The organism is Pseudocitrobacter vendiensis (assembly GCF_943590815.1).
Taxonomy (GTDB): Bacteria; Pseudomonadota; Gammaproteobacteria; order Enterobacterales; family Enterobacteriaceae; genus Pseudocitrobacter; species Pseudocitrobacter vendiensis.
In genome coordinates this window covers 148,882-174,478 of sequence record NZ_CALSBS010000002.1, presented here as the reverse complement: position 1 = coordinate 174,478, position 25,597 = coordinate 148,882, and the positions used below count along the sequence as shown (strand labels likewise).

Here is a 25,597-nt window from a genome sequence, read left to right as displayed (position 1 = left end):
CGTTTTTAATGTTTGACATTCATCATACGAAACAAAAATCAAAAAATAAACATAACCCAAATTTACATTTTGTTACATTATATAAACTTGTTTAATTATTTCTGCCTACCTAAATTTTAGATTAATTCATATTTCGTAGTCCATTGGCATTGCCGCGATTCCTGCGGTCGCCTGAGCGTGCGTGTTGTTGCTGTTTAACCCTATATTTCAACTATATAAAAATGGCATATATCTCTCTGGAGCGAACCATGAGAACGAATAAGAATCCGTCTGAGCCCCGATTTTTGTTTCTGATAACCAAGCCGTCATTGCAATCAACGCTTTTGTTACAGGCACTTAAGAAGCGGTTCTATAATGAAGTGACACTTAAACATTGTGATGTCATCGACAGTTCAACAATTGAAGATGGTGACCTGCTTTTATTCGATATGATGTCTCTTGAAGAACAGACTTCACGACAGTGGTGCCAGGACCTGCAACACTGTCAGAAAAAGTTTAAAACACTGCTTTTTAATATTCCGCCACATTATCATCATCGCGACATTGTCGAATGGCCGATGATTAGCGGTATATTCCATACAGAAACCGGCGAAGAAAATTTAATCGAAGGTATCAGAACCGTATGCCGGGGTGAAAAATTCTTTCCGAAGTCGATTAATGACTATCTTACACAGCAGCTAAATTTGTCGCACCCGCAGTGGAATGAAACCGTTGACCTGACACATCGCGAGAAACAGATCCTGAGTAAACTTCGACAAGGCGCCTCTAACATCGAGATTGCTCATCTACTTTTCATCAGTGAGAACACGGTCAAAACGCATATCTACAACCTCTTTAAAAAGCTCTCAGTAAAGAACCGAACTCAGGCCGTGTTTTGGGCCAACAAATACCTACGGTGACTATGATGAAAACCGTTCCTGTGGTGGCAACAATTCTGCTTTTACAATTTACGCCGGCGCCGGCGGCAGAACTTGAAGTTCCTGGGTTGATTATCACTCGCGCTGTGACCTCGGTGGGACAAAAGTTCTGCCGAGATTTTAGTGAGCACTGGACAGATAATAAAATTAACCTGATTATTGTTGAACGCCCCAGCGCACGCTGGGGCAGTATTATGACCATTCGCTATAATCAAGATATTGTCTTCCAGACAATAGTTTCGCCTGTCATGCGAAATTATGATGCGGTGATTACACATGCCGTCGCATCAGTTCAGGAAGAAATACAAAAAAGGATTATAAATCAAACGTTATTGCAAACTGGAGACCTTTCCTCCGACGAATACTAATTTGAAATATATTATACAGAAATAGTCCTTTTGTGCTGTTGTAATTTACAATCCGGAAAATAGTCGTAGCGCAATTAATTATTATTAATTGTGCTCACGACTTCTTGCGTAAATATTTCACAGAGGGGTATTTAAATGTCACCATTCAGAGAGGCAAGAACAAAATGCGTATTGTTACTCTGGCAGTTGTAGCTGGACTCTTGTCTGGGTGCATTACAACACCGCCACAAGAAGCCGCCAAACCTACATTACTTCCGCGTGATGCGACCTATAAAGATCTGGTTTCGCTCCCTCAGCCACGCGGGAAAATATATGTTGCTGTCTATAATATTCAGGATGAGACGGGCCAGTTCCAGCCTTATCCAGCCAGTAACTTTTCAACATCGGTACCACAAAGCGCCACGGCAATGTTGGTTTCCTCTCTGAAAGACTCTCGCTGGTTTGTTCCTCTGGAGCGTCAGGGATTGAATAACCTGCTTAATGAACGAAAAATTATTCGTGCCGCTCAGCAAAATGGTACCGTCGGCGATAATAACGCCAGCCCCCTTCCTTCGCTCTATTCAGCTAACGTGATTGTTGAAGGGTCGATTATTGGCTATGCCAGCAACGTGAAAACCGGTGGCTTCGGCGCGCGCTATTTTGGTATTGGCGGCAGCACTCAGTATCAATTAGATCAGGTGGCCGTTAACTTACGTATCGTGAATGTCCATACTGGCGAAGTGCTCTCTTCAGTGAATACCAGCAAAACGATTCTCTCTTATGAAATTCAGGCGGGCGTCTTCCGCTTTATTGATTATCAGCGTCTGTTAGAAGGCGAAGCGGGCTTTACCACCAACGAACCGGTGATGACCTGCCTGATGTCGGCCATTGAAGAAGGCGTCATTCACCTGATTAACGATGGTATCAACAAGAAGCTGTGGGCGTTGAGTAATGCCGCGGACATCAACTCCGAAGTCCTGACGCGCTATCGCAAAGAGGCCGTAGAAGGTTTGCTGATGCCCGATGAACTCACGCAATCGCCGCCGCCACAAACGGTTCGCCCGAACGTGTCAGCACAGGCACCGCAACAAAGTCTCGCCCCACCGCACTCACCGTTACCAAAAGCCGCGAGCGAAAGCAGCTCCTGATAGCGTTCCTTGCCGGCTGTCTGCTCTGCGCAGCCGGATTTGTTCCTCTATTCTGCGCATAGAAAAGCCGCCACAATCGTGGCGGCTCATCGGGCAAAACATCACTTAGTGTTGATTCACAATTGCTGTGTTGCCAGACCCAGTCTGTTTCACATATGCCGTGGTTGAAATGCCTGCGACGGTTTGATTGATGTTCACACTGCTGCCATTGGCGCTGGTTTGTAGCACTTTAGCGGCTGCCACCAGGGTGCCGTAGCCGCCACCGTGTTTATCATCATCGAACGATTTATCCCAGTTGCTGCCGCCACTTTGATTAATAACAACATCGCTGTCTTTGGTGCCGCTGGTCTGATCGACATCCACCAGACCATTATTGACGTTGGTGGTCGCGGTAACAGTGTTACGACTGGTCCCGCCGCTTTGATCGATAGTCGCGATACCATTACTGCTGTTCTGTTCAAGCGTAATGGTGTTGCTGCTACCATTCTGGTTAACCGTAGCCTCGTTTTTGAAACCAAGCTGAGTCACATCCAGCACATTACCCCCGCTGCTGTGACCGCTGCCGCCTTTACGATCGTTTTTACCGTCGTAGAAGCCGCCGCCGGTTTGCGTCAGGTCTGCGGTGTTGTAGTTGCCTTTCTGTTTCAGTGTCAGGTCGTTGAAGCTACCAGACTGATTCACGGTTGCGCCGTTGCCTTGCCCATTCTGGCTAATATAGGCTTCGTTAAAGTTACCGGAAAGGTTTGCCGTCAGGTCATTTTTACCTTTCTGGTAAATTACCGCCTTGTTATGCGTACCCGATTGACCAGGACTGTAAATGTGGTTATCACTCTGATACTGGTTAATCACCATTTGGTTATCGGAACCACTTTGGGTGAAGGTATTACCGGAAGAGCCACCTTTCGAATCGAGTAGACCAGTACCAATGGTGTTGTTTTTACCCCCACTTTGGCGGATATACAGCAGGCTGTTTTTGGCGGTTTGCAGGGTGCTCAGGGAGTTATTTCCCCCTTCCTGATAAATCAGCGTTGAGGAGCCTTTTGCTCCATCCTGCTCGACGTTAGCCAGATTATTGCCGCTGCCATAACCCGAGCCGCCTTTATCATCCCAACCGCCATGTCCGCCGTGGCCACCATGACCACTGCCGCTTGAGCCCCCCTGGTAGATGGCGACGTGTTCACTGTTGTTACCCGCATTCGGCCCGAAGCCGGGTAATTCGCTGCTGTGTGCGGCAACCGCGTCGTTAGCAAGCCCAGCAGTTGTGGTGAGTTCGGAATTACCACCGTCGGTTACCGCAGGTCCGGTATATTGCGCGAAGGCACTTCCAGAAATAACTAATGATGCGATTGCTGTCAATTTCCAGAGATTCATAGTAGTACCTATTATGTCGTTAACGTAACGGGTTAAATGAGCTACCTCGTATAGCCATGGGTGACTTTTACGGTGATAGTTTTACCTACTCCAGTTTGACTTACCTTAATACCTGCCAGGTTATTTCCAACCTGAACAATTTTCGCATAGTTCGAATAACCGTCCTGGGAAATAGCCGCTGCATTCCCAGAACCTTTTTGTATTATCTCAGCATCATTACCCCAACCCGCCTGACTAATAATAGCTAGATCATTATTGCCATAAAGTTGTGTAATATCAGCCGTATGCCCTCCACCTTGTTGTTGAATAATTGCGTTGGTATTTCTACCTGTATGATATTGATTAATATCAGCCCGGAGCCCATCACCATTCTGTTTGATCCATGCGTTGGTCGCATTGCGAGGTAAGTTCAATTTATCGGGTAACGCGTAATCTTCAGCAGACGGGGAGGACAAATCAGGATGTTCATTTGAATTAGAATGTGCATGAACACCCATAGGAGTAAAAGTCAGTAGTGCTGCGAGGACATAGCCTCTCATAGAATACCTCCAGTCGATGTAATGAAACTATTGAATACCCCTTTTAAGAAATGAATGTGTTACTGCATCCCGGCACATTGCCAGGCATATACAAAATTTCACATATGGTAATAATATTATTCCCCTGAGGTTATTTCGTACTCATACAAAAACAGGATTTGTCCGTTATAGTCAGAAAAAAGTGCTATTTTTCCGACAAGGTATTATGCCGCAAATAAAGAATCAGATTGATTTTTCTCACTATATTATTTTGTACTGTAGTTATTCAGAGCGTTTACATTAAATACCGTGGAAATCTTTGTACAGGAAACTATGATAAAAGCGTCGTGATACCACGCGTTCTCAAAAAACAATATCGCAGTATTTGATTGAGGGCACACCATGTTAAAACGTCATAAAGTGCTGTTGGGTCTGGCAGGCATTATGCTGGCGAACGTCTGTATCGCGGGGCAGCTTGTCTACACCCCGATAAACCCAAATTTTGGTGGTAACCCATTAAATGGCTCCACTCTACTTTCCGAAGCACAGGCGCAAAACGGCTACTCTGCGCCGAACTCCGATGATTCGTTTGATCAAACTTCTGCACTCAGCGCCTTTACGTCATCAATCCAGTCTCAGCTACTGGGGAGCCTGATGGGTAATGTCAGCCAGGGGAAACCCGGCAAGCTGGTGACGGAAGATTTTATCGTTAATGTGACCAATACAGATGGTCAGCTGGTGATGAATATTACCGACAGAAAAACCAATCAAACCTCGCAAATTGAAATTAGCGGCATGAGCAACTGAATCGCCTCTGGGAAAAAAATCGGCGACCACAAGGCCGCCGATTTTTATTCTTCAACTGCATGTTGCGTTGAGGCGGAAGTTCGTCGCTTTGCCAGCCATAGCCCACTGTTTTTCATTGCGAAACCGAAAACTAACCCAACGGCCAGTGAAGGCACCACCAGACGCCAATCGCCCTGCCCGGCAAACGTTGCGCAGGCCCCGATAAACGTACCGGGAACGAACGACAGCAACAGCTGTTTCGCCTGAATACACATCAGAAACGCCACCACGCCCGTCATCAGGTAGCCGACGATTTCCATGTGCGGCGCCATTGCGCTGCCGTAAATGATCACCTGCGCCCACAGCACGCCGCTCATCGTGGTGCATGCGGAAATCAGCAGGCCCTTCAGCCCACCTTGTGGGCAGGCAAAATAAGCGGTACAGCCAAGGAAGCCGGCCCAGCTTAATAATCCCAACGACACCGCTACCCAGCCCCAAACGCCGGAGAGAATGCCTGTGGTGATTGCAATAGAGAGAAGTATGTTCATGGCGGGCATTTTAGCAGATGCCCGCCGAGTTAGTGAGATCGTGAACACGTTTTACACAATACAATTACATCGATTGCATCACAAACGTGATTTATATCACTCTTCTTCCTCTTCCTGCAGCTCATCCCACATCGCGCTAATCGCTTCGCGGGTCAGGAGCGCCAGGGTACGCCAGAAGGTGGTTGCTGCATGGGCTTCCACTTTGCCAAGGAAAGTGCCGACCCAGGGAAGAAGATATGTTTCGAACAGCGTCTCGAGTGCCTCGTTTTCATCCTCTGCCGCATTATCTTCCAGCCACGAAGCCGCCAGCAGTAACGTCCCAATATGGTCGGCTGGATTTTCTCCCAGCGGCATGCCGCGCGAAGTCAGAAACGCGCGCACGTCGGTTTCTGTCGCACCGTCAACCCATGCGCTACGGTATGGGGAAACCCGGCACTCTTCGCCCACAAACAAGGCATTATAATCTGCGGCAATTTGCTGAATATCACAGCTCTTTTGCAGACGGGTCAGCAGTTCATCCTGCTCCAGCGGCCAGTTCGCCGCCAGCTTCCCTTCGCGGATCAGGGTGAACAGCGGCACCAGCAGCGGGTCCTGCGGCTGACGATAGTACAGTGAGCCCAGCGCCCGGCAGAGAATTGAAAACTCGTTCATTAATTAATCCATCTCATTCATTAAAATTCGGCAAATTCAGGAACCGGAGCTTTGCCGCGTGACTCCAGGAAATTCAGGAAACGGCGTGGGGTAACATTCAGAATACGATCTTCCGGGAAATTGACGGCATCAAGGATCTTCCGACACTCCGTAAATTCGCCCAGCGTGAACGCCGTGTGGGAATCCGAGCCCAACGCCAGCCAGCCTCCGGCATCGCGAACCGCCGCTGCTATGGCTGTGCAATTATCTTCGCTGCCCACGCGCGAAGTCAGGAAAGATGAGTTATTGATCTCCAGCGCCACCTGATATTTGGCAGCTGCCTCGGCCACGGCCTGGATATCAACCGGGAATTTCGGGTTCCCCGGATGGCTAATCATATGCACGTTACCGCTGGCCATCGTGGCAATCATCGCTTGCGTGTGCGTGGCTTTATCTTGCGGCGGGAAAACCGGCTCGTGGAAGCCTGCAATAATGAAATCTAGCGAGGTCAGCATGGGCCCGGTACAGTCGATTTCACCCTGGGTATTTTTGATGTTCGCTTCGATACCGCGCAGGATCCCCACGCCATCAACGATACGCGGCCAGATACGCATATTAATAAAGTGCCAGGCGTGCGGTGCGTCGGCCATATCCGGGCCATGATCGGTAATAGCAAAGAGTTTGATGCCTTTACGTTTCGCTTCGGCAATATAGTCATGCAGCGTGCTATAAGCATGCGTACTGGCAACAGTGTGCATATGCAGGTCAACGGGATACATCACATTCTCCTCTAACGTCTTAGCGCCAAGAATAGCAGGAAATCTGGCCTTTTATTAGCGAAAACCCGGCAGAAGCCGGGTTTGTGAAGGCGATTAATAACCGCGCTGGCGGTCAACCTGGCCACTCACGTGGTCGCCGCGCTCCAACCCGGTAATTGTTCGGGCGATATACGCAATGGCTTCCTGTGGACGGGTGACCGCGGCGATGTGCGGGGTCATCACCACGCGCGGATGCTGCCACAACGGGCTTTCCTGCGGTAGCGGTTCACGACTGAAGACGTCGAGCATCGCGCCCTTCAGTTTATTGTTATTGAGCGCCTGTAACAGTTCCTCTTCCACAACGTGCACGCCGCGCGCCAGATTCAGCAGATAGCTGTTATCCTGCAACTGATTCAGCAGATTAAGATTAATAATCCCAACAGTTTCCGCCGTATTCGGCAACAAGTTGATTAAAACACGCGTTTCACGCAGGAAATCGCCCAGTTCTTCAGTTCCGGCAAAACTTTGCACACCGGGTAACGTTTTACGGCTACGGCTCCAGCAACGTACCGGGAAGCCCCACGCCAGCAGGCTTTCAGCCACTTTACCGCCCAACACACCAGCGCCCATAATGCCGATAGTGAAATCTTCGCGATGATAGTCGGCCAGAGGCTGCCACTCCGATTTCTGCTGCTGCGCCTGATAATCATCAAAGCGGCGGAACCAGTGCAGCACCTGACTTACGGCATATTCCTGCATTTGTAGGCCCATACCGGTGTCTTCGAGGCGAAACAGCGGAATCGACTCCGGCAACATTTCCGGGTTCGCTTTTAACTTACTGAGAATGGAATCGACGCCCGCCCCCAGCGCAAACACGGCTTTTAAATCGCGGCCCTGCAACATTTCTACCGGTGGATGCCAGACCAGCGCATAGTCGGCATGTTGATTGTCGCCCTTTTTCCACTCGCGAACGTTCGCGCCCGGCAGTTGCTTGCTCAGTTGGGCAATCCAGTACGGGGTATCAAAGGTCGGATGGTAAAAGATGATCTCCATAACTACTCCTGACATAAAGCGCCATCGTATTTTTATCTCTTCGGCGCGGTATTGATTGATTTTTTTAGCGGATCCTCAGCATAGCAAAATTATCTTATCACTCCCGTAAAAAGCATTGTGGTGGCAAAAAAGGCGATTTATGACTGATTTAAAAGCAAGTTGCTTGAAGTTTGTCTAAACGAACCTTTTTTTAAAAAAGTTTATTGACGCAAGCAGCGGATTTCCCTAAATTAGCGCCCGTTCCAGCAGCAACGGAACAAACAATATGGTGAGGTGTCCGAGTGGCTGAAGGAGCACGCCTGGAAAGTGTGTATACGGCAACGTATCCGGGGTTCGAATCCCCGCCTCACCGCCATATTCTAAGAAGAGCTCGTACGAAAGTACGGGCTTTTTTTTTGCATGCTGCACAGCCAGGCGGGATGAGAAGCCCGGACCGGGGTTCGACAACTGGCGCACCCAGTTGGACAGACCGCGAACGCAGTGAACGGACTGCCCGAAGGGCGAGCGCAGCGAGTCAATCCCCGCCTCACCGCCATATTCTAAGAAGAGCTCGTACGAAAGTACGGGCTTTTTTTTGCATGTTGCACAGCCCGCAGTGCAGCGGGTCCCTCCCCTTTTATTCCTCCTCCATCTTCTGGTACTCCTCAGCCAGATAATCGACCAATGCTCTCACCGAAGGCAGTAATCCACGCCTGGATGCAAACACCGCATGGATCACCTCGCGACGCGGTTGCCACTCATCAAGTACTGATACAAGCGCCCCTGACGCCAACTGATCTCTCACCATCAGCAGAGGTAATTGCACAATGCCTACACCCGCTATCGCAACTTCACGCAGTGCCAGCATGTCGCTTGTTACCATGCGCGGCGTAAACCAGACTTCAGCACGCGCGCCATCTGGTCCACTCAATTCCCAGCGATGCTGTTTACCCGCGCCAGGGCTTAAACCAGGCCAACCGCTCAACGTAGCGGGCGCCAACGGCTTACCCATACGCGCAACCAGCTCGGGACTCGCGACCAGCCGATGGCCACGATCCGCCAGCACGCGCATCACCAGATCGCTATCTTCAAAGGGCCGAGGACGCACGCGTATCGCGACATCTACCCCTTCCGCCACCACATCCACACGTCTGTTGGTCGCCTCGAGCTGCACATTCACGCCCGGATAACGCACCATAAATCGCGCCAGCATCGGACCAACGTGCACATGCAGTAATGTGACAGGGCATACGATCCTCACCGTACCGCGCGGTTCTGATTGTAACGTCGCCACCGCGTCCTGTGCTGCCTCCGCCTCTACCAGCATGGCTTTGCAGTGCTGATAGAACGTCTGCCCAACGTCTGTCACCGTAAAATGCCGGGTGGTGCGATGGATTAACCTCACCCCAAGCCGCGCCTCAAGTTGCGCAATACGCCGACTCAGTTTCGACTTCGGCTGATCGAGCGCCCGCCCGGCTGCAGCAAATCCTCCGTGATCCACCACCTGCACAAACCATGCGAAATCATTGAGATCCTGCATATCTACCTCACCGTTCTATTTTCAGAACAGTGTAGCGCTATTTTGCCCTATACCGGGATATTAACGCCAAAAGTAAGCTTAATAACATCAGAAACAGAAATGCAGGAGATTACGATGAAAAAGATTACAGGCGTGTATACCGCCCCCGCCCCACATTGGGTGGGTAATGGCTTCCCGGTACGTTCACTGTTTTCGTATCAGAGCCACGGTGAGCAGTTGAGCCCTTTCCTGCTCCTCGATTATGCCGGGCCTTTCACTTTTCCGGCGGGAAGCGAGAAGCGCGGTGTCGGTGAACATCCGCACCGTGGATTTGAAACCGTCACGCTGGTGTACGATGGCGAAGTGGAACATCGCGATTCAACGGGTAAAGGCGGCGTGATTGGCCCAGGAGATGTCCAGTGGATGACAGCAGGCGCGGGAATTTTGCACGAAGAGTTTCATTCTCAAGCCTTCAGCCAAACCGGCGGTGAACTCAAGATGATTCAGCTATGGGTCAACCTGCCGGCAAAAGACAAGATGACCCCGCCAGGCTACCAGAGTATCCGCGCAGAGGATATTCCGCACATCGCATTACCCGATGGTAGTGGCTCTCTGCGCGTCATTGCAGGCCGCTATCAGGACACAAACGGCCCGGCGCACACCTTCTCGCCGCTGAATGTGTGGGATATGCAGTTAAAACGCGGGCATGACGTTGAATTTAAGCAGCCCAATGGCTGGAGCACCGCGCTGGTCGTGCTAAAAGGCGAAGTGACCCTTAACGGTGAGAAACCTGCGCTGGAGGGCCAGTTAGTGGTTTTCGACCAGCAGGGTGAAGAGATACATCTTCAGGCACAAACGGATTCCAGCGTACTGTTACTGGCAGGTGAACCCCTAAACGAACCGATTGTCGGTTACGGGCCATTTGTAATGAATAGCAAGGCGCAAATTGCCGAAGCGATTGACGATTTTAATACTGGCCGCTTCGGCCAAATCTAAAAACTGCTCGATTCACAACACTAATTACCTCCCCGTTCGCATCCGGACGGGGAATATGTTCAATGCTTAACCGAACGAAAGATAATTAAGAAATTATGCTTGACCGTTTTAGGGCAACTCCCTATAGTAGCGCCCCGTTGCCACCCAAGCAGTTCGGCAGCAAAACAATATGGTGAGGTGTCCGAGTGGCTGAAGGAGCACGCCTGGAAAGTGTGTATACGGCAACGTATCCGGGGTTCGAATCCCCGCCTCACCGCCATATCTTAAGAAGAGCTCGTACGAAAGTACGGGCTTTTTTTTCGCCTGTTGCACAGCCAGGCGGGGTGAGAAGCCCGGACCGGGTTCGACAACTGGCGCAGCCAGTTGGACAGACCGCGAACGCAGTGAACGGGCTGCCCGAAGGGCGAGCGCAGCGAGTCAATCCCCGCCTCACCGCCATATTTTAAGAAGAGCTCGTACGAAAGTACGGGCTTTTTTTTCGCCTGTTGCACAGCCAGGCGGGGTGAGAAGCCCGGACCGGGTTCGACAACTGGCGCAGCCAGTTGGACAGACCGTGAACGCAGGGAACGGGCTGCCCGCAGGGCGAGCGCAGCGAGTCAATCCCCGCCTCACCGCCATATTCGAGAAAGAGCTCGTACGAAAGTACGGGCTTTTTTTTCGCCTGTTGCACAGCCAGGCGGGGTGAGAAGCCCGGACCGGGGTTCGACAACTGGCGCAATCATTCAAGAATTCCTCCTTTACTTTCTCGGCCAATGAAACTTAAACTCATTCGCAGCGAAAGCTTCCAGGACAAAAAGGAACCTTGGTAAATACATATGGAAAATTCATTATTGTTTTTTTATTTTATATGGGGTGGATTTTTATTATATTTCTTCATTACATTTATCAAAGATAAGTATAAATGGAAAAGTCTGACACTTATCTTCTCCTTAATAATATGTGGACACCTGCTATCTCTCTCCTTCCCTGCTCCTGGAGGCGTGTGGCTAATACTTACAATACTGGCAGCAATGGCATTTAACATCGTTTCATTTGTCTGTTTTGGTTTTATCAATCTGTACCTGATTGAAAAGTATTTTAAATCAGTCGTTAAGTTAATGAAGTATTCTTCACCTACCAATTTAATCAACAAACTGATTGAAGATCACCATAAATATCAATGGTATGTTCTTCACATCCCTGCAGAAGACACTCTTGAAATTGGTATCAATCTCTATAAAAAAGATCCTGTAATTGGTAAAAAAGTGCTGATCAAGACGTTAACTGGTCGCAATTTAAACTTCGTTCCTGAATATATAACTGTAATTAAAGTTATGGAGTCAAATATTATCTGTCCACTTCAAGCATTTTACGAATTTAACAAACAAACTAAAAATTTGATCGATAGCTATATTACCAGTATTGCTCTGGGTGTCGAAAAACCCTGGCTTATTAGCAACATGACTCAAAACAGTAAACATGTTCCAACACTATAGTTGCATAATTATAGATTCATATAAACACCAAAGCCCGGTTACCCGGGCTTTGCCACAAACCTTACCGCATCAGTAGTACGCTTTCAGCGTTCGCTGGCACAGCGCCGAGCGCACGCAATCCTCTTTGGTAAAGCGCACCACCCCAACCATCTCATCTTCCTCAAAACGTTCAAGCGCATCGCTTAACCCCGATAATACGCCGCGCGGCAAATCACATTGGGTGATATCGCCGTTGACGATAACCGTCACGTTTTCTCCGAGGCGCGTCAAAAACATCTTCATTTGCGCAGCGGTGACGTTCTGGGCCTCGTCGAGAATGACCACCGCATTTTCAAATGTACGTCCGCGCATATAGGCGAACGGCGCGATTTCCACCTTGCCGATTTCCGGGCGCAGGCAGTACTGCATAAAGGACGCTCCTAACCGTCTCACCAGCACGTCATAAACGGGCCGGAAGTAAGGCGCGAACTTCTCAGAGATATCGCCAGGCAAGAAGCCGAGGTCTTCATCGGCCTGCAACACCGGACGGGTAACGATTATCCTCTCCACATCCTTATGAATCAGAGCTTCAGCCGCTTTTGCCGCACTTATCCAGGTTTTCCCGCAGCCTGCTTCGCCGGTGGCGAAGATCAGCTGTTTGCTTTCAATCGCATTCAAATAATGCGCCTGAGCGTCATTGCGGGCCTTAATCGGCGAATTATCGCGGCTGTCCCGCGCCATGCCGATAGATTCCACGCCACTCATCTGCACAAGCGAGGTGACCGATTCTTCTTCACGCTGTTTATGGCTGCGTGAATCCCGTCTCAGCACACGTTTTGCTTCACGACGAGCTTTAGTCACTGCTTTTTGTCTTCCCATGGATAGCACCTTGAGTTGTAGGTTTACATCACACGTGCCGTTGGCAGCACGATTATGCGCACGAACGTCTGAGGTTTGGCTTCCTTGTAAGCCATTGCTTGCCTGTCGAACTGACGTGAAAGCACGACTACGCGCATCGCGTTCCACATCGGGAAAGGAAGTGTTGTTTTCAGAATGAGATATTTTTGAGGTGACGAAATCGCTGCCGGAAGCTGAACCTCCGCGCGGAGTGGTGCGGTGACTGTTTTTACCTTGTCCGATAAAGGACGCTACCATTCGCGATCTCCATAGTGAGCTACATCACAACCGGGAACTACCGCTACTACTTATTAAATACATCATAAATAATTAAGAATGCAATTTAAATTTTACCTAAAAGTAACAAATTAGATCCCATACGTTCACAGACAGTCTCTTCTATTTATATTACAGAATTATATCAATGGGATAGAAACAAGAAAAAAGAGTGGATACGCCACCTACCCAAAGAGGTAGGTATTTTTCAGATTATTGACAACGTGCGCCTGGTTAATGCCGGATGTGGCGTAAACACCTTATCCGGCCTAGAAATTTTTGCAGGCATTTTGTAGGCCTGATAAGCGCAGCGCCATCAGGCAAGTTTGGCATGGTTCAGGCTTCAAGTAGCGTTTGTCCAAGATAGGATGCCGATGACGGCACACCCGGCAGCACGAAGAAGTAGCCGCCGCCGATGGGTTTAACATACTCCTCCAGTGCTTCACCATTCAGCCGTTTCTGTACCGTGAGAAATCCCTTTTCCAGATCGTGCTGGTAGCAGACAAATAACAGCCCCATATCCAGTTGCCCCGAATTGGTCACGCCGAGAGAATAGCTGTATCCCCGACGCATCATCAGGCTGGACTGTGTTTCAGTGGTACGCGGGTTAGCCAGCCGGATATGACTATCCAACGCAATCACCTCACCGTCCGGGTCGCGACTATAATCGGGTACATCATGCTCATGCTGCATACCGAGCGGCGCACCACTCTGCTTATCGCGGCCAAAAATGGTCTGCTGTTCTTTGAGCGGCGTTCGATCCCAGAACTCGACGTGGAACTGAATGATGCGCACCGCCTGATACGAGCCCCCCGCTGCCCACGCGGGTTCCTGTTGATCCTTTGTCACCCACACCACGTTGTCCATCAGTGTGTTATCGCTGCTATCCGGGTTCGCGGTACCATCTTTAAACCCCAGCAGGTTAACCGGTGTCTCTTTACCTTTACTGCGTGCGGCGTGGTCAGAGATAAACCCTTCCCGCTTCCAGCGCACGCTCAGCAGATCCGGCGTGTGCTTGATGATGTCGCGCAGAGCGTGGATCACCGTGTCCTGCGTATTGGCGCAGATTTGCAGCAACAGGTCACCGTGGCATAACGCCGCATCCAATGAATCATTCGGAAAGCGCGTCATTTTTTGCAGCTTTTTCGGCGCATGCGCTGCCAGCCCGAAGCGCTCATCAAACAGTGACTGCCCGACCGATACGGTCATGGTCAGGTTATCCGGGGCAATCCACGCCCCAAGAATACCGGAATCCATCGGCGGCAAACGCGGATTTGGCGTCTCTGGCGCCGGTCCCCCCTCAGTGAGAAAGGCAATCCGCGTGGTCAGCAGACGCATCAAACGTTGCAGATCAGCGCGATCGGAGGCCAGCACGTCAAACGCCACCAGCATCATCGATGCCTGCTGCGGTGTTAGCACGCCCGCCTGATGCACGCCGTAAAAAGGCTGTTTCTCATCGCGCCCGGTCACCGCTGGCGCAACGGCTTTCGCACCGTGCGCCACCGGGCAACCTGCCGCCAGCGCCAGCGCGCCTACGCCCTTCAGCCAGCGACGGCGTGAAGGTTCATTCACGCCGGTTTTATGTTGCTCTGCCATGATGCTTAATCCAGCCCCAAAATCCCGCGTAGCTGCGCTAAATCTTCCGCCAGAGTGGTGATTGGCCCCTTCAGCGCGTTGCGGTCCGCATCGGTCAGTTTGTCGTAGGTCTCAAAACCGTCTTTGGTGCGATATTTGGCGAGGATCGCATCGACTTTCTTAAAGTTGGCATCCACTTTCGCCAGCAGCGCACGGTTCTCTTTTTGCAGTTGCGGACGCAGCAGGTCAACAATCTTCTGCGCGCCATCAATGTTGGCCTGGAAATCCCACAGGTCGGTATGGCTGTAACGATCTTCCTCGCCGCTGATTTTGCTGGCCGCCACTTCTTCAATCAGCCCGGCAGCACCGCCGACCACTTTTGACGGCGGGAAGGCCAATTCTGCAATACGCTTTTGCAGGTCAACCACATCGCTGTAAAGCTGTTCGGCATACTTATCCATTCCTTTGGTGCTGTTGTCGCCAAAGAGTGCCTTCTCAAGACGGTGGAAGCCGGTGAAGTTCGGGTCAGCGGCTTTCTGCTCATAATCATCTTCACGGGCATCAATACTGCCGTCGAGGTCAGAGAACAGCTCTGCAATAGGTTCAATACGTTCGTAGTATTGACGCGTAGGTGCGTACAGGGATTTCGCTTTTTCGATATCCCCTGCTTTCACCGCATCGGTAAAGGCTTTAGTGGCTTTGACCAGCTCTGCGGTCTGTGCCGTCACATAGCTTTTATAGGCGGTAATCGCCTCGCCCAGGCTTAAAACCGCATCGGCTTTCGCTGCATCCTTCGTGGCTTCACCTTTAACAATCAGCTTGCCTTTCGGGTTGGTCAGCAGACCGCAGGTCATCTCATATTCACCCGGTTGCAGGTTGGCGGTCATTTTTTGCGTAAAGCCCGGCGCGATATTTTCACGCTCTTCCACCACCATCACGCCCTTGAGGATCTCCCACTCCAGCGCCTTCTGGCTATGGTTCTGAATGATAAACTGTGTTTTACCGGCATTGACGGTGAGCGTCATCGGCTCACACTGTTTGTCGTTTACCGTGACATTGACCTTCGGAATGTCAGCAGCCTGCGCAGAGAATGCGAGAGAGCACAGCGCGGCAAGCACGCTACGGCGAAAAATAGTGTTCATGGTCCATCCCTTTCAATGAGTAAAAGCCATTTGCCTTACGGGGCGATACGTGATGCTGCATTCGGCGCGCGCGCTGGCCAAAAAAAGAGCGCCAGCGCAGGCAGTAAATAGAGTAACCAGACCGCCACTTCACTGACGCTTGGCGCTTCCTGGTAGCCAAAAATGCCTTCCATTAATGTGCCAAACAGTGAGTGGGTGGTGAGCGTGCCGCTGAAATCAAACGCGACATCCTGGAAGTGGTTCCACAGCCCGGCTTCGTGGAACGCGCGAATAGCCCCGGCGGCAAGCCCTGCGGCAACCAGTAAAATAAACAGGCTGGTCCATTTGAAGAACGCGCCAAGGTTCAGGCGAATGCCGCCCCAGTAGAGCAGGAAGCCCAGCACGACGGCGGTCGCCAGCCCCAGCACCGCGCCCAGCGGTGGCCAGATACCGAGATCCTGCTGGAATGCCGCCAGCAGAAAGAACACCGATTCCAGCCCTTCACGCGCCACGGCGAAAAAGACCATCATCACCAGTGCCCAGCCGTGGTGATTGCCCCGCGCCAGCGCGTTATCCACCGCCTGTTCCAGCTGCTGTTTTACGTTGCGCGACACTTTGCGCATCCAGAACACCATCCACGTGAGGATAACGACGGCAATGACCGCCACGATCCCTTCAAACAGTTCTTGTTCTTTTTGTGGGAACTCGCCGGTGGTTTCGTTGATAAAGATGCCCAGCCCAAGACAAAGCCCCGCGGCCAGAAATACGCCAATCCACATAACACCTATCAGGTCGCCACGCTGTGTGCGTTTCAAATAGCTGGCGATAAGGCTAACAATCAGCGCGGCTTCTAATCCTTCGCGCAGCATAATCAGGAAAGGCACAAACATACGAACGTCCTTAAATGTGAATCGCAGTCAACACATGCAAAGAAAAGTAAATGTGAGTGATAGCGATTATCATTACGCAAAGACGAAATTCAAGTGAAATATGTCGGAAATGATAAGCAAATGTAAAAGCAGTAAGATGTGCTGACGGGAAAATTCGGATGATAAAATGCCGGATGCGGCTAACGCCTTATCCGGCCTACAAATCCTCCTGTAGGCCGGATAAGCGCAGCGCATCCGGCAACGTGTTTACTCCGCCTGTAAACGCGGCGGCGGTGCAGAATGGTAATGTGCGTCCGCAACTTCGAAGCGTTTACGCATTGCCGCAGACGGTGCTTTATCCAGCAGGCTGAAGATAACAATACCCAGGCTACCGAAGATAAAGCCCGGAATGATTTCGTACAGACCCAGCAGCTCGAAATGTTTCCAGACGATCACGGTTACCGCACCGATAATCATCCCCGCCAGCGCACCGTTACGTGTCATACGTGACCACAGTACCGAGAACAGCACTACCGGGCCAAACGCTGCACCAAAACCAGCCCAGGCGTAACTCACCAGACCAAGCACGCGGTTTTCCGGGTTTGCTGCCAGTGCAATCGCCACCAGCGCCACCACCAGCACCATCAAACGCCCTACCCACACCAGCTCTTTCTGGCTGGCATTTTTACGCAGGAACGCTTTGTACAGATCTTCGGTAATCGCGCTGGAGCACACCAGCAACTGGCAGCTCAGGGTCGACATCACCGCCGCCAGGATTGCAGAAAGCAGGATACCGGCAATCCACGGATTAAACAGGATTTGCGCCAGTTCGATAAACACGCGTTCGGCGTTCTGGCTGACCGGGCCCGCAACTGCCGGGTTATTCTGGAAGTAGGCGATACCAAAGAAGCCAACCGCGACCGCCCCCGCCAGACACAGGATCATCCAGGTCATACTGATACGACGCGCATGCACGATGCTGTGGTGGGAATCTGCCGCCATGAAACGCGCGAGAATGTGCGGCTGACCGAAGTAACCAAGCCCCCAGCCCATCAGAGAAATGATGGCGACGAAGTTCAGCCCTTTGAGCATATCGATATTCTCAATGCTCTTTTGCTTGATAACTTCCATCGAATTATCCAGACCGCCCACGGCGAGGATAACCATTACTGGTGTCAGGATCAGCGCGAAAATCATCAGGCTGGCCTGTACGGTGTCGGTCCAGCTCACGGCCAGGAAGCCGCCGATAAAGGTGTAAATGATGGTCGCGGCAGCACCGGCCCACAGCGCCGTTTCATAACTCATGCCGAAGGTGCTTTCGAACAGACGCGCCCCGGCCACAATGCCGGACGCACAATAGATGGTGAAGAAAAGCAGAATCACCAGCGCGGAGATAATACGCAGCACGCGGCTCTTATCTTCGAAACGACCGGTAAAGTAATCCGGCAGCGTCAGTGCATTATTGTTGGCCTCGGTGTGTACACGCAGACGACCGGCAACCAGTTTCCAGTTGATCCATGCGCCGACGGTCAGGCCGATAGCAATCCAGCTTTCCGAGATACCGGCGATAAAAATCGCACCTGGCAGGCCCATCAGCAGCCAGCCGCTCATATCCGACGCGCCCGCAGAAAGCGCGGTCACAAATGGCCCAAGACTTCGTCCCCCGAGGATATAATCATCGAAGTTTTTCGTCGATCGCCAGGCGAAAAACCCAATTAATATCATGCCAAAGATATAGACAAAAAAAGTCACCAGCATCGGTGTGCTTATATTCATTAAAACTCTCCAGATTTATTCGTCGACCCAATCCGACTTGTCGTTATTCCCTTACCGGAACGAGGTAAAGGCCTGTTCTGTTATTCAGGCGACCGTATCCTGACGGAAGCGAAGTTTTTTCACAAACGATTTAACACTGCATTCACATCGAATGCATCCCTGTCGTAATACCATTTTCCTATAGGTTGCACTCCCTCACGCTTTTTAGGGTTGCACCCTTTAGAACTGTTAACCAGCCCTCAAAATCAAGCTTTCGGATACATCGGTTACATTCCATACCATCACTTTTTCTTTTAACAATAAATTCATTTCTCAGGTTGCAATTGATGTCACATTTAACACGGTTGCACAAAGTTGCAACATAGTAGATATTCTTGCTACGCCTAAAATATGACGACAAAACAACAGGAGTAGATGGCATGGGCACCACCACCATGGGTGTTAAGCTGGACGAAGCCACGCGCGAGCGAATTAAAAGTGCGGCCACACGAATTGATCGCACCCCACACTGGTTAATTAAGCAGGCAATCTTTAATTACCTGGAAAAGCTGGAAAACGATGAAGTCTTGCCGGAATTGCCGGCACTGCTCGCCGGGGCTGCTAATGAAAGTGATGAAATCGTCACCGCCCAGGAAGAGTCACACCAGCCGTTCCTTGAGTTCGCCGAACAGATCCTGCCGCAGTCCGTGAGTCGTGCTGCCATCACTGCCGCCTGGCGCCGCAGCGAAACCGATGCGGTTCCTATGTTAATGGAGCAAGCGCGTCTGCCGGAAAATATCGCCGCTCAGGCTCACCAGTTGGCATGGAAACTGGCGGAAAAGCTGCGTAATCAAAAAACCGCCAGCGGACGCGCGGGCATGGTGCAGAGCCTGTTGCAGGAGTTTTCCCTCTCCTCTCAGGAAGGCGTGGCGCTGATGTGTCTGGCCGAAGCGCTGCTGCGTATTCCAGATAAAGCGACGCGTGACGCGCTGATCCGCGACAAAATCAGCAACGGCAACTGGCAGTCGCATATTGGCCGTAGCCCATCGCTGTTTGTCAACGCGGCGACCTGGGGCCTGTTGTTTACCGGTAAACTGGTCTCTACGCACAATGAAGCCAGCCTTTCTCGCTCGCTCAACCGCATTATCGGTAAAAGCGGCGAACCGCTGATCCGCAAAGGCGTGGATATGGCGATGCGCCTGATGGGCGAGCAGTTCGTCACCGGCGAAACCATTGCCGAAGCGCTGGCGAATGCGCGTAAACTGGAAGAGAAAGGGTTCCGCTACTCTTATGACATGCTGGGCGAAGCGGCGCTGACCGCCGCCGATGCGCAAGCCTATATGGTCTCTTATCAACAGGCGATCCATGCGATTGGTAAAGCCTCTAACGGGCGCGGCATTTATGAAGGCCCGGGCATCTCGATTAAGCTTTCCGCCCTTCACCCGCGCTACAGCCGCGCACAATATGATCGTGTGATGGACGAACTCTATCCGCGCCTGAAATCGCTGACGTTGCTGGCGCGCCAGTACGATATCGGCATTAACATCGACGCTGAAGAAGCGGACCGTCTGGAGATCTCACTCGACCTGCTGGAAAAACTGTGCTTCGAGCCAGAATTGGCGGGATGGAACGGCATTGGCTTTGTTATTCAGGCGTATCAGAAACGCTGCCCGTTCGTCATTGATTACCTGATCGACCTCGCCACCCGCAGCCGTCGTCGCCTCATGATTCGTCTGGTGAAAGGCGCATACTGGGACAGCGAAATCAAACGTGCGCAAATGGACGGACTGGAAGGTTACCCGGTTTATACCCGCAAGGTGTACACCGACGTCTCTTACCTCGCCTGCGCGAAGAAACTGCTGGGTGCGCCAAACCTGATTTATCCGCAATTCGCCACCCACAACGCCCACACGCTGGCGGCCATTTATCAACTGGCCGGGCAGAACTACTATCCGGGTCAGTATGAGTTCCAGTGTCTGCATGGCATGGGTGAACCGCTGTACGAACAAGTGGTGGGTAAAGTCGCTGACGGCAAATTAAACCGTCCGTGCCGTATTTACGCCCCGGTGGGTACGCATGAAACGCTGCTGGCGTATCTGGTGCGTCGTCTGCTGGAAAACGGTGCTAACACCTCCTTCGTTAACCGTATCGCCGATACCACGCTACCGCTTGATGAACTGGTGGCCGATCCGGTTGAAGCCGTTGAGAAAATGGCTATTCAGGAAGGTGCTGCAGGGCTGCCGCATCCAAAAATCCCCCTGCCGCGCGATCTCTACGGGAAAGACCGCGCCAACTCCGCGGGCCTCGATCTCGCTAACGAACACCGACTGGCCTCGCTCTCTTCTTCGCTGCTAAACAGTGCGTTGCAAAAATGGCGTGCCCTGCCGATGCTGGAACACCCGGTCGTCGAAGGTGAAATGACGCCGCTGCTTAACCCGGCGGAGCCGAAAGATATCGTTGGCTACGTGCGCGAAGCTAGCGAAAACGAAGTGGAACAGGCGCTGACCAGCGCGGTGAACAATGCGCCCATCTGGTTTGCCACGCCGCCGCAGGAACGTGCCGCCATTCTGGAACGCGCCGCCGTGTTGATGGAAGGCCAGATGCAGCAGTTAATTGGCATTCTGGTGCGTGAAGCCGGAAAAACCTTCAGCAACGCGATTGCCGAAGTGCGCGAAGCGGTCGATTTCCTGCACTATTACGTCGGTCAGGTACGTCATGATTTCGATAACGAAACTCACCGCCCGCTCGGCCCGGTGGTGTGTATCAGCCCGTGGAACTTCCCGCTGGCCATCTTTACCGGGCAAATTGCCGCCGCTCTCGCCGCGGGGAACAGCGTACTGGCAAAACCCGCCGAGCAAACGCCGCTGATTGCCGCACAGGGCATTGCCATTCTGCTGGAAGCCGGCGTACCGCCTGGCGTGGTGCAACTGCTGCCGGGCCGTGGCGAAACCGTGGGCGCACAACTCACCTCTGACAACCGTGTACGTGGCGTGATGTTCACTGGCTCGACGGAAGTCGCTACCCTGCTGCAACGCAACATCGCCACCCGCCTGGATGCACAGGGTCGCCCGACGCCGCTTATCGCCGAGACGGGCGGGATGAACGCGATGATCGTCGACTCTTCCGCACTCACCGAGCAGGTTGTTGTGGATGTCGTCGCCTCCGCCTTCGACAGTGCGGGCCAGCGTTGTTCCGCCCTGCGTGTACTCTGCCTGCAGGACGATATCGCCGATCACACCCTCACTATGCTGCGCGGTGCGATGAGTGAATGCCGCATGGGCAACCCAGGCCGTCTGACCACCGACATCGGCCCGGTGATTGATGACGAAGCCAAAACCAATATCGAACGCCACATTCAGGCAATGCGCGCCAAAGGCCGCACCGTCTTCCAGGCGGCACGCGAAAACAGCGAGGACGCGCGCGAATGGCAGTCCGGTACCTTTGTTGCCCCGACGCTTATCGAGCTGGAATGTTTTGATGAACTGAAGAAAGAAGTGTTCGGCCCGGTACTGCACGTGGTGCGTTACAACCGCAATAACCTGGACAAACTGATTGAGCAAATTAACGCCTCTGGCTACGGTTTGACGCTGGGCGTGCATACACGCATCGACGAAACCATCGCTCAGGTTACGGGTAGCGCGAAGGTCGGCAACCTGTACGTCAACCGTAACATGGTCGGCGCAGTGGTAGGCGTGCAACCTTTCGGTGGTGAAGGGTTATCCGGCACCGGCCCGAAAGCGGGCGGCCCGCTCTATCTCTATCGCCTGCTGACCAGCCGCCCGGAAACGGCGTTGGGCACGACGCTCGCACGTCAGGACGCGGAATATCCGGTAGACGCACAATTGAAAGCGCTGCTGGAAAAACCGCTCACCGCGCTGAAGAACTGGGGCAACGGTAACGCCTCGCTGAGCGCGCTGTGCCAGCAGTATGGCGAACTGGCGCAAGCCGGAACCCAGCGCGTGCTACCGGGCCCGACCGGTGAACGTAACACCTGGACGCTGATGCCGCGCGAGCGCGTACTTTGCGTCGCCGATGACGAGCAGGATGCGCTGACCCAACTGGCGGCCGTCATGGCTGTCGGTAGCGAAGTGCTGTGGCCGGATGCCCCACTCCAGCGCGAACTGGCGAAAAAGCTGCCGAAAGAGGTGAGCGAGCGTATTCGCTTCGCCAAAGCGGATGTGCTTATGAGCCAGTTCTTCGATGCGGTGATTTACCACGGCGATTCCGATCAACTGCGCAAACTGTGTGAACAGGTTGCGGCCCGCGACGGCGCGATTATTTCAGTGCAGGGCTTTGCGCGCGGCGAAACGAATCTGCTGCTGGAACGCCTGTATCACGAACGTTCGCTGAGTGTGAACACCGCGGCGGCGGGTGGGAATGCGAGTCTGATGACGATTGGTTAAGTTGGTGCGGTATTTTCCCCCTCACCCTAACCCTCTCCCTCAAGGGAGAGGGAACTGACCGCGCCAGAGGTTAAGAGAGGTTAAGAATGTACGGTTTTCTCCCTCTCCCTACGGGAGAGGGTCGGGGTGAGGGGCACAGCGCGCACCATTACCCCCTCTTCCCTTCCCGCTTATCCAGCTTTTGCACCAGCGGCTGCACCACCTTATCCCCATGCTGACCAAAATATTGATACAACGTATCGGACGCGCTTTTGGTCAGCACCATAATCTCAATGCGCCGATTGCCCGCGCTTTGCGGATTTTTGGCGTCCAGCAGCATCTGGTCCGCCATCGCGCTTACCTGCATCACTTTATCTTCCGGCATTCCGGCGTCTTCCAGCACCCGACGGGCCGAAAGCGCGCGGTCACCCGAAAGGTTCCAGTTGTTGTAGATATTGCTTTTATAGGCCATCGCATCGGTATGCCCGGTAATAATAATTTTGTTATCGAGCGAGTCGAATACCGGCGCGAGCTCCACCAGCAGCGTTTTAAAGAACGGCATAATCTTCGCGCTGCCGCGTTCAAACATATTGCGGTTCTGGTCATCTTTAATCAGCACGCGTAATCCCTGCGGGACAATCTCCATCTCCAGATTGGCTTCCATATGCGCATCGCGGGCGATGGTGTTGATACTGGTCGCCAGCTCGCCAAGCTCAGTAGCGGACTTCTTCTTCAGTAGCGCTGTTTTCTCATTCACATCGCGCACTTTTTTCTCCGTCTCCTCCGGCACCGCCACAGTGGCAGGTTTCGGCGGATGCGTAGGGCTGATTTTATTTAACGGCGATAGCCCGCCGCCATTGAAAATCGACTGCCCGTGCAGCGCGGCGATAATGCTTTCACGCTCGGATTTACTGACGCTGTTGACAATCCACAGCGTCATAAACAGCGCCATCATCGCCAGGGTAAAGTCAGCGAACGCCACCTTCCACGCCCCGCCGTGATGCCCGGCATGATTCTTTTTGATCTGCCGCCGGACGATGGTGGTTTTTGCCCCTCGCTCGCGGCGGTTGCCCGTCTTCCTCATGCTTATTCTTGCTCCAGCATCGCATTCACCCACGCGTCGAGGTTGGCGAAAGTCGGTTTGGACGCCAGATGCAGCAGCTTACGCCCGGCATCCACCGCCAGCAGCGTCGGTTTGCCGCCCGCCTGCGCCACCAGCACGGTACGCACGCACTCCAGCAGCGAATGTTCCGCCCGCGCCTGCTGTTCCATGGCGTTGGCGAGCGGGTCCATCAGGCAGTAGCAGATAAAGACGCCCAAAAACGTTCCCACCAGCGCCGCCGCCACTTTCAGGCCAATCAGGGCGATAGAGCCGTCAATCGACTGCATGGTGATGATGATGCCGAGCACTGCCGCGCAAATGCCAAACCCCGGCATCGCTTCGGCGGTACGTTGCAATGAGCGCGACGGCGTGAGCAGCGACTCTTCGGCGGTGTCCAGCTCCTGATCGAGAATGCCTTCCAGTTCATGGGCGTCGATTTTGCCCATCGCCATCAGGCGAAAGTTATCGGCAATAAAAGTCACCAGCCGCTTCTGGGTTAATATCAGCGGGTATTTCTGGAAAATAGTGCTCTCTTCCGGCTGCTCGATATGCTGATCCAACATGCGCAGACCGCCGTTTTGCACCATTTCGAGCAACTCATACAGGCACATTAAAAGCTGACGCTGAAACTCCGGCCCGAGCTGTTTTTTACTGATCACGCCTTTAATTTGATGGGCAATCTCTTTCAGCACATGTTTTGGGTTACCAATAATCATCGCCCCGAAACCCGCGCCTAAAATAATGATCATTTCCGCCGGTTGCCAGATAGCGACTAATTGTCCACCGGCTTCAAAATATCCGCCAAATACGCAGCCGAGCACCACCAGTAAACCTAATATTTTTTGCATGATTTCTTCACTTTAATTCGGATAGACAAAATCACGAATTTTCTGCGCGATCTGTTTATTCAGTTGACAAATTCGGGCCTCGGTTAGCCCTAATACCAGCGCAATTTCTTTGAGATTCATCTCATGCTGGTAATACATGGCGAGGATCAGTTGCTCTTTTTCACTTAATTGTGAAAGCGCCTGTTGCAGCATTTGCTGAGTAATAAACTGATCTTCCAGTTCCCTGCCAGCAAGCGGAATGCCAGGCCCTTCGCCGTTCAGCAGTTCGTCAAGGCTGGCGAGCGTTTCCGCTCCTTCCAGTTGCTGATATTCGAGATAATCTTCATGCGAGATCCCTTCCACAGCCAGTTCTGACCACTCCGGTTCGTGCCCCAGTTTCTTACGCGTTTCGCGTATCAGGTCCTTCATCTGATGATATTTCTGCCGCAGCTGGCGCGGTCGCCAGTCGAGAGCGCGCAGCTCATCCAGGATCGCACCGCGAATACGGTGCACGGCATAGCCCGCAAAACCTTCGTCCGGCAGCCCGTAGCGGCGAATGGCGTTAAGCAGCCCCATTAACGCCGTTTGTTCCATATCCTGACGGTCAATAATGCAGTTACATTGCGGGGCAAGTTGCCGCACCACTTTACGCACCAATGGTAAATAGGCCTGCAAATAGTGGCTCTCCTGCTGCGCGGTTAATACCGGCGCGGCAGCAAATTCTTCTGACTCGAATACATCCTGTAGCATGTTTATATCCGCCTGGTGA

22 protein-coding genes and 2 tRNA genes are annotated in these 25,597 nt (G+C 52.4%); 9 read left to right on the top strand and 15 right to left on the bottom strand.

Features of this window, described 5'->3' with window-relative positions; all coding sequences use genetic code 11:
* Positions 1–248: 248 nt before the first annotated feature.
* From csgD to NMC31_RS03165, 3 genes are all read left to right on the top strand, one after another.
* Positions 249–899 carry a biofilm master transcriptional regulator CsgD gene (csgD, locus tag NMC31_RS03175; RefSeq protein ID WP_015964902.1) on the top strand — a complete coding sequence of 217 codons (651 nt, stop codon included), beginning with the start codon at positions 249–251 and terminating at the stop codon, positions 897–899.
* 2 nt (positions 900–901) lie between these two features.
* The gene (locus tag NMC31_RS03170; RefSeq protein WP_253896936.1) at positions 902–1,285 is read left to right on the top strand and encodes a CsgE family curli-type amyloid fiber assembly protein; all 384 of its coding nucleotides are present in this window, start codon (positions 902–904) and stop codon (positions 1,283–1,285) included.
* A 164-nt stretch (positions 1,286–1,449) separates the two neighbouring features.
* The gene (locus tag NMC31_RS03165) at positions 1,450–2,412 is read left to right on the top strand and encodes a CsgG/HfaB family protein (protein WP_253896935.1); all 963 of its coding nucleotides are present in this window, start codon (positions 1,450–1,452) and stop codon (positions 2,410–2,412) included.
* Positions 2,413–2,517: 105 nt separating this feature from the next.
* On the opposite strand, the gene NMC31_RS03160 is transcribed toward NMC31_RS03165, so the two are convergent.
* Both NMC31_RS03160 and NMC31_RS03155 read right to left on the bottom strand, forming a co-directional pair.
* Positions 2,518–3,783 (bottom strand): hypothetical protein, encoded by a 1,266-nt coding sequence (locus tag NMC31_RS03160; protein ID WP_253896934.1) that lies wholly within the window; start codon positions 3,781–3,783, stop codon positions 2,518–2,520.
* A 41-nt stretch (positions 3,784–3,824) separates the two neighbouring features.
* Positions 3,825–4,322, bottom strand: coding sequence for a hypothetical protein (locus NMC31_RS03155; RefSeq protein ID WP_253896933.1), 498 nt, complete (start codon positions 4,320–4,322; stop codon positions 3,825–3,827).
* A 381-nt stretch (positions 4,323–4,703) separates the two neighbouring features.
* Between NMC31_RS03155 and NMC31_RS03150 the strand changes: the two genes are divergently transcribed.
* Positions 4,704–5,108, top strand: coding sequence for a curli assembly protein CsgF (locus NMC31_RS03150; protein WP_253896932.1), 405 nt, complete (start codon positions 4,704–4,706; stop codon positions 5,106–5,108).
* Positions 5,109–5,152: 44 nt separating this feature from the next.
* On the opposite strand, the gene NMC31_RS03145 is transcribed toward NMC31_RS03150, so the two are convergent.
* The 4 genes from NMC31_RS03145 to ghrA form a co-directional block, all read right to left on the bottom strand.
* Entirely contained in the window at positions 5,153–5,635 is a 483-nt protein-coding gene (locus NMC31_RS03145) for a DUF1097 domain-containing protein (protein ID WP_149465120.1), read from the bottom strand.
* Positions 5,636–5,731: 96 nt separating this feature from the next.
* Positions 5,732–6,286: a TorD/DmsD family molecular chaperone gene (locus tag NMC31_RS03140; RefSeq protein WP_253896931.1), complete on the bottom strand. Its 555-nt coding sequence runs from the start codon at positions 6,284–6,286 to the stop codon at positions 5,732–5,734.
* Positions 6,287–6,306: 20 nt separating this feature from the next.
* Entirely contained in the window at positions 6,307–7,044 is a 738-nt protein-coding gene (locus tag NMC31_RS03135; protein WP_188016912.1) for a phosphatase, read from the bottom strand.
* A 93-nt stretch (positions 7,045–7,137) separates the two neighbouring features.
* Positions 7,138–8,076 carry a glyoxylate/hydroxypyruvate reductase GhrA gene (gene ghrA / locus NMC31_RS03130; RefSeq protein ID WP_149465117.1) on the bottom strand — a complete coding sequence of 313 codons (939 nt, stop codon included), beginning with the start codon at positions 8,074–8,076 and terminating at the stop codon, positions 7,138–7,140.
* Between the two features lie 267 nt (positions 8,077–8,343).
* On the opposite strand from ghrA, the gene NMC31_RS03125 reads away from it, so the two are divergent.
* A tRNA-Ser gene (locus NMC31_RS03125) sits at positions 8,344–8,431 on the top strand.
* Positions 8,432–8,692: 261 nt separating this feature from the next.
* Here the strand turns inward: NMC31_RS03125 and NMC31_RS03120 are convergent.
* The gene (locus tag NMC31_RS03120; protein ID WP_253896930.1) at positions 8,693–9,595 is read right to left on the bottom strand and encodes a LysR family transcriptional regulator; all 903 of its coding nucleotides are present in this window, start codon (positions 9,593–9,595) and stop codon (positions 8,693–8,695) included.
* A 114-nt stretch (positions 9,596–9,709) separates the two neighbouring features.
* Between NMC31_RS03120 and NMC31_RS03115 the strand changes: the two genes are divergently transcribed.
* The 3 genes from NMC31_RS03115 (at position 9,710) to NMC31_RS03105 (ending at position 12,045) form a co-directional block, all read left to right on the top strand.
* Positions 9,710–10,570 (top strand): pirin family protein, encoded by an 861-nt coding sequence (locus tag NMC31_RS03115; protein WP_253896929.1) that lies wholly within the window; start codon positions 9,710–9,712, stop codon positions 10,568–10,570.
* 171 nt (positions 10,571–10,741) lie between these two features.
* Positions 10,742–10,829, top strand: a tRNA-Ser gene (locus NMC31_RS03110).
* A 556-nt stretch (positions 10,830–11,385) separates the two neighbouring features.
* Positions 11,386–12,045, top strand: a complete 660-nt coding sequence (locus NMC31_RS03105) for a hypothetical protein (protein ID WP_253896928.1) — start codon at positions 11,386–11,388, stop codon at positions 12,043–12,045.
* Between the two features lie 69 nt (positions 12,046–12,114).
* Here NMC31_RS03105 and phoH read toward each other — a convergent pair whose 3' ends face one another.
* From phoH to putP, 5 genes are all read right to left on the bottom strand, one after another.
* A complete protein-coding gene (phoH, locus tag NMC31_RS03100) occupies positions 12,115–12,903 on the bottom strand; it encodes a phosphate starvation-inducible protein PhoH (protein WP_253896927.1) in 789 nt (262 codons plus the stop codon).
* A gap of 630 nt (positions 12,904–13,533) precedes the next feature.
* Positions 13,534–14,793, bottom strand: a complete 1,260-nt coding sequence (efeB, locus tag NMC31_RS03095; protein ID WP_253896926.1) for an iron uptake transporter deferrochelatase/peroxidase subunit — start codon at positions 14,791–14,793, stop codon at positions 13,534–13,536.
* Positions 14,794–14,798: 5 nt separating this feature from the next.
* The gene (efeO, locus tag NMC31_RS03090; protein WP_253896925.1) at positions 14,799–15,914 is read right to left on the bottom strand and encodes an iron uptake system protein EfeO; all 1,116 of its coding nucleotides are present in this window, start codon (positions 15,912–15,914) and stop codon (positions 14,799–14,801) included.
* Positions 15,915–15,949: 35 nt separating this feature from the next.
* Positions 15,950–16,783: an iron uptake transporter permease EfeU gene (gene efeU / locus NMC31_RS03085; RefSeq protein WP_149461658.1), complete on the bottom strand. Its 834-nt coding sequence runs from the start codon at positions 16,781–16,783 to the stop codon at positions 15,950–15,952.
* 246 nt (positions 16,784–17,029) lie between these two features.
* Positions 17,030–18,538 carry a sodium/proline symporter PutP gene (gene putP, locus NMC31_RS03080; RefSeq protein WP_253896924.1) on the bottom strand — a complete coding sequence of 503 codons (1,509 nt, stop codon included), beginning with the start codon at positions 18,536–18,538 and terminating at the stop codon, positions 17,030–17,032.
* A 419-nt stretch (positions 18,539–18,957) separates the two neighbouring features.
* Here putP and putA point away from each other — a divergent pair, with 419 nt between their 5' ends.
* Complete coding sequence (putA, locus tag NMC31_RS03075) at positions 18,958–22,920, top strand: trifunctional transcriptional regulator/proline dehydrogenase/L-glutamate gamma-semialdehyde dehydrogenase (protein ID WP_253896923.1); 3,963 nt, start codon at positions 18,958–18,960, stop codon at positions 22,918–22,920.
* A 148-nt stretch (positions 22,921–23,068) separates the two neighbouring features.
* Here the strand turns inward: putA and lafU are convergent, their stop codons facing one another.
* The 3 genes from lafU to NMC31_RS03060 are packed head-to-tail and all read right to left on the bottom strand — an operon-like array spanning position 23,069 to position 25,578.
* Complete coding sequence (gene lafU, locus NMC31_RS03070; protein ID WP_253896922.1) at positions 23,069–23,983, bottom strand: putative lateral flagellar export/assembly protein LafU; 915 nt, start codon at positions 23,981–23,983, stop codon at positions 23,069–23,071.
* 2 nt (positions 23,984–23,985) lie between these two features.
* Positions 23,986–24,849, bottom strand: coding sequence for a flagellar motor stator protein MotA (motA, locus tag NMC31_RS03065; protein WP_001169517.1), 864 nt, complete (start codon positions 24,847–24,849; stop codon positions 23,986–23,988).
* 12 nt (positions 24,850–24,861) lie between these two features.
* The gene (locus tag NMC31_RS03060; protein WP_000938717.1) at positions 24,862–25,578 is read right to left on the bottom strand and encodes a FliA/WhiG family RNA polymerase sigma factor; all 717 of its coding nucleotides are present in this window, start codon (positions 25,576–25,578) and stop codon (positions 24,862–24,864) included.
* Positions 25,579–25,597 lie beyond the last annotated feature (19 nt).

Bases quoted from the DNA above. Each gene is read 5' to 3' on its own strand.
- putP (WP_253896924.1), bottom strand. From the start codon at position 18,538: ATGAATATAAGCACACCGATGCTGGTGACTTTTTTTGTCTATATCTTT.
- phoH (WP_253896927.1), bottom strand. From the start codon at position 12,903: ATGGGAAGACAAAAAGCAGTGACTAAAGCTCGTCGTGAAGCAAAACGT.
- lafU (WP_253896922.1), bottom strand. From the start codon at position 23,983: ATGAGGAAGACGGGCAACCGCCGCGAGCGAGGGGCAAAAACCACCATC.
- NMC31_RS03160 (WP_253896934.1), bottom strand. From the start codon at position 3,783: ATGAATCTCTGGAAATTGACAGCAATCGCATCATTAGTTATTTCTGGA.
- NMC31_RS03150 (WP_253896932.1), top strand. From the start codon at position 4,704: ATGTTAAAACGTCATAAAGTGCTGTTGGGTCTGGCAGGCATTATGCTG.
- NMC31_RS03140 (WP_253896931.1), bottom strand. From the start codon at position 6,286: ATGAACGAGTTTTCAATTCTCTGCCGGGCGCTGGGCTCACTGTACTAT.
- ghrA (WP_149465117.1), bottom strand. From the start codon at position 8,076: ATGGAGATCATCTTTTACCATCCGACCTTTGATACCCCGTACTGGATT.
- NMC31_RS03135 (WP_188016912.1), bottom strand. From the start codon at position 7,044: ATGTATCCCGTTGACCTGCATATGCACACTGTTGCCAGTACGCATGCT.
- motA (WP_001169517.1), bottom strand. From the start codon at position 24,849: ATGCAAAAAATATTAGGTTTACTGGTGGTGCTCGGCTGCGTATTTGGC.
- NMC31_RS03105 (WP_253896928.1), top strand. From the start codon at position 11,386: ATGGAAAATTCATTATTGTTTTTTTATTTTATATGGGGTGGATTTTTA.
- NMC31_RS03155 (WP_253896933.1), bottom strand. From the start codon at position 4,322: ATGAGAGGCTATGTCCTCGCAGCACTACTGACTTTTACTCCTATGGGT.
- NMC31_RS03060 (WP_000938717.1), bottom strand. From the start codon at position 25,578: ATGCTACAGGATGTATTCGAGTCAGAAGAATTTGCTGCCGCGCCGGTA.
- efeO (WP_253896925.1), bottom strand. From the start codon at position 15,914: ATGAACACTATTTTTCGCCGTAGCGTGCTTGCCGCGCTGTGCTCTCTC.
- efeB (WP_253896926.1), bottom strand. From the start codon at position 14,793: ATGGCAGAGCAACATAAAACCGGCGTGAATGAACCTTCACGCCGTCGC.
- NMC31_RS03165 (WP_253896935.1), top strand. From the start codon at position 1,450: ATGCGTATTGTTACTCTGGCAGTTGTAGCTGGACTCTTGTCTGGGTGC.
- NMC31_RS03170 (WP_253896936.1), top strand. From the start codon at position 902: ATGATGAAAACCGTTCCTGTGGTGGCAACAATTCTGCTTTTACAATTT.
- NMC31_RS03145 (WP_149465120.1), bottom strand. From the start codon at position 5,635: ATGAACATACTTCTCTCTATTGCAATCACCACAGGCATTCTCTCCGGC.
- NMC31_RS03115 (WP_253896929.1), top strand. From the start codon at position 9,710: ATGAAAAAGATTACAGGCGTGTATACCGCCCCCGCCCCACATTGGGTG.
- NMC31_RS03120 (WP_253896930.1), bottom strand. From the start codon at position 9,595: ATGCAGGATCTCAATGATTTCGCATGGTTTGTGCAGGTGGTGGATCAC.
- csgD (WP_015964902.1), top strand. From the start codon at position 249: ATGAGAACGAATAAGAATCCGTCTGAGCCCCGATTTTTGTTTCTGATA.
- putA (WP_253896923.1), top strand. From the start codon at position 18,958: ATGGGCACCACCACCATGGGTGTTAAGCTGGACGAAGCCACGCGCGAG.
- efeU (WP_149461658.1), bottom strand. From the start codon at position 16,783: ATGTTTGTGCCTTTCCTGATTATGCTGCGCGAAGGATTAGAAGCCGCG.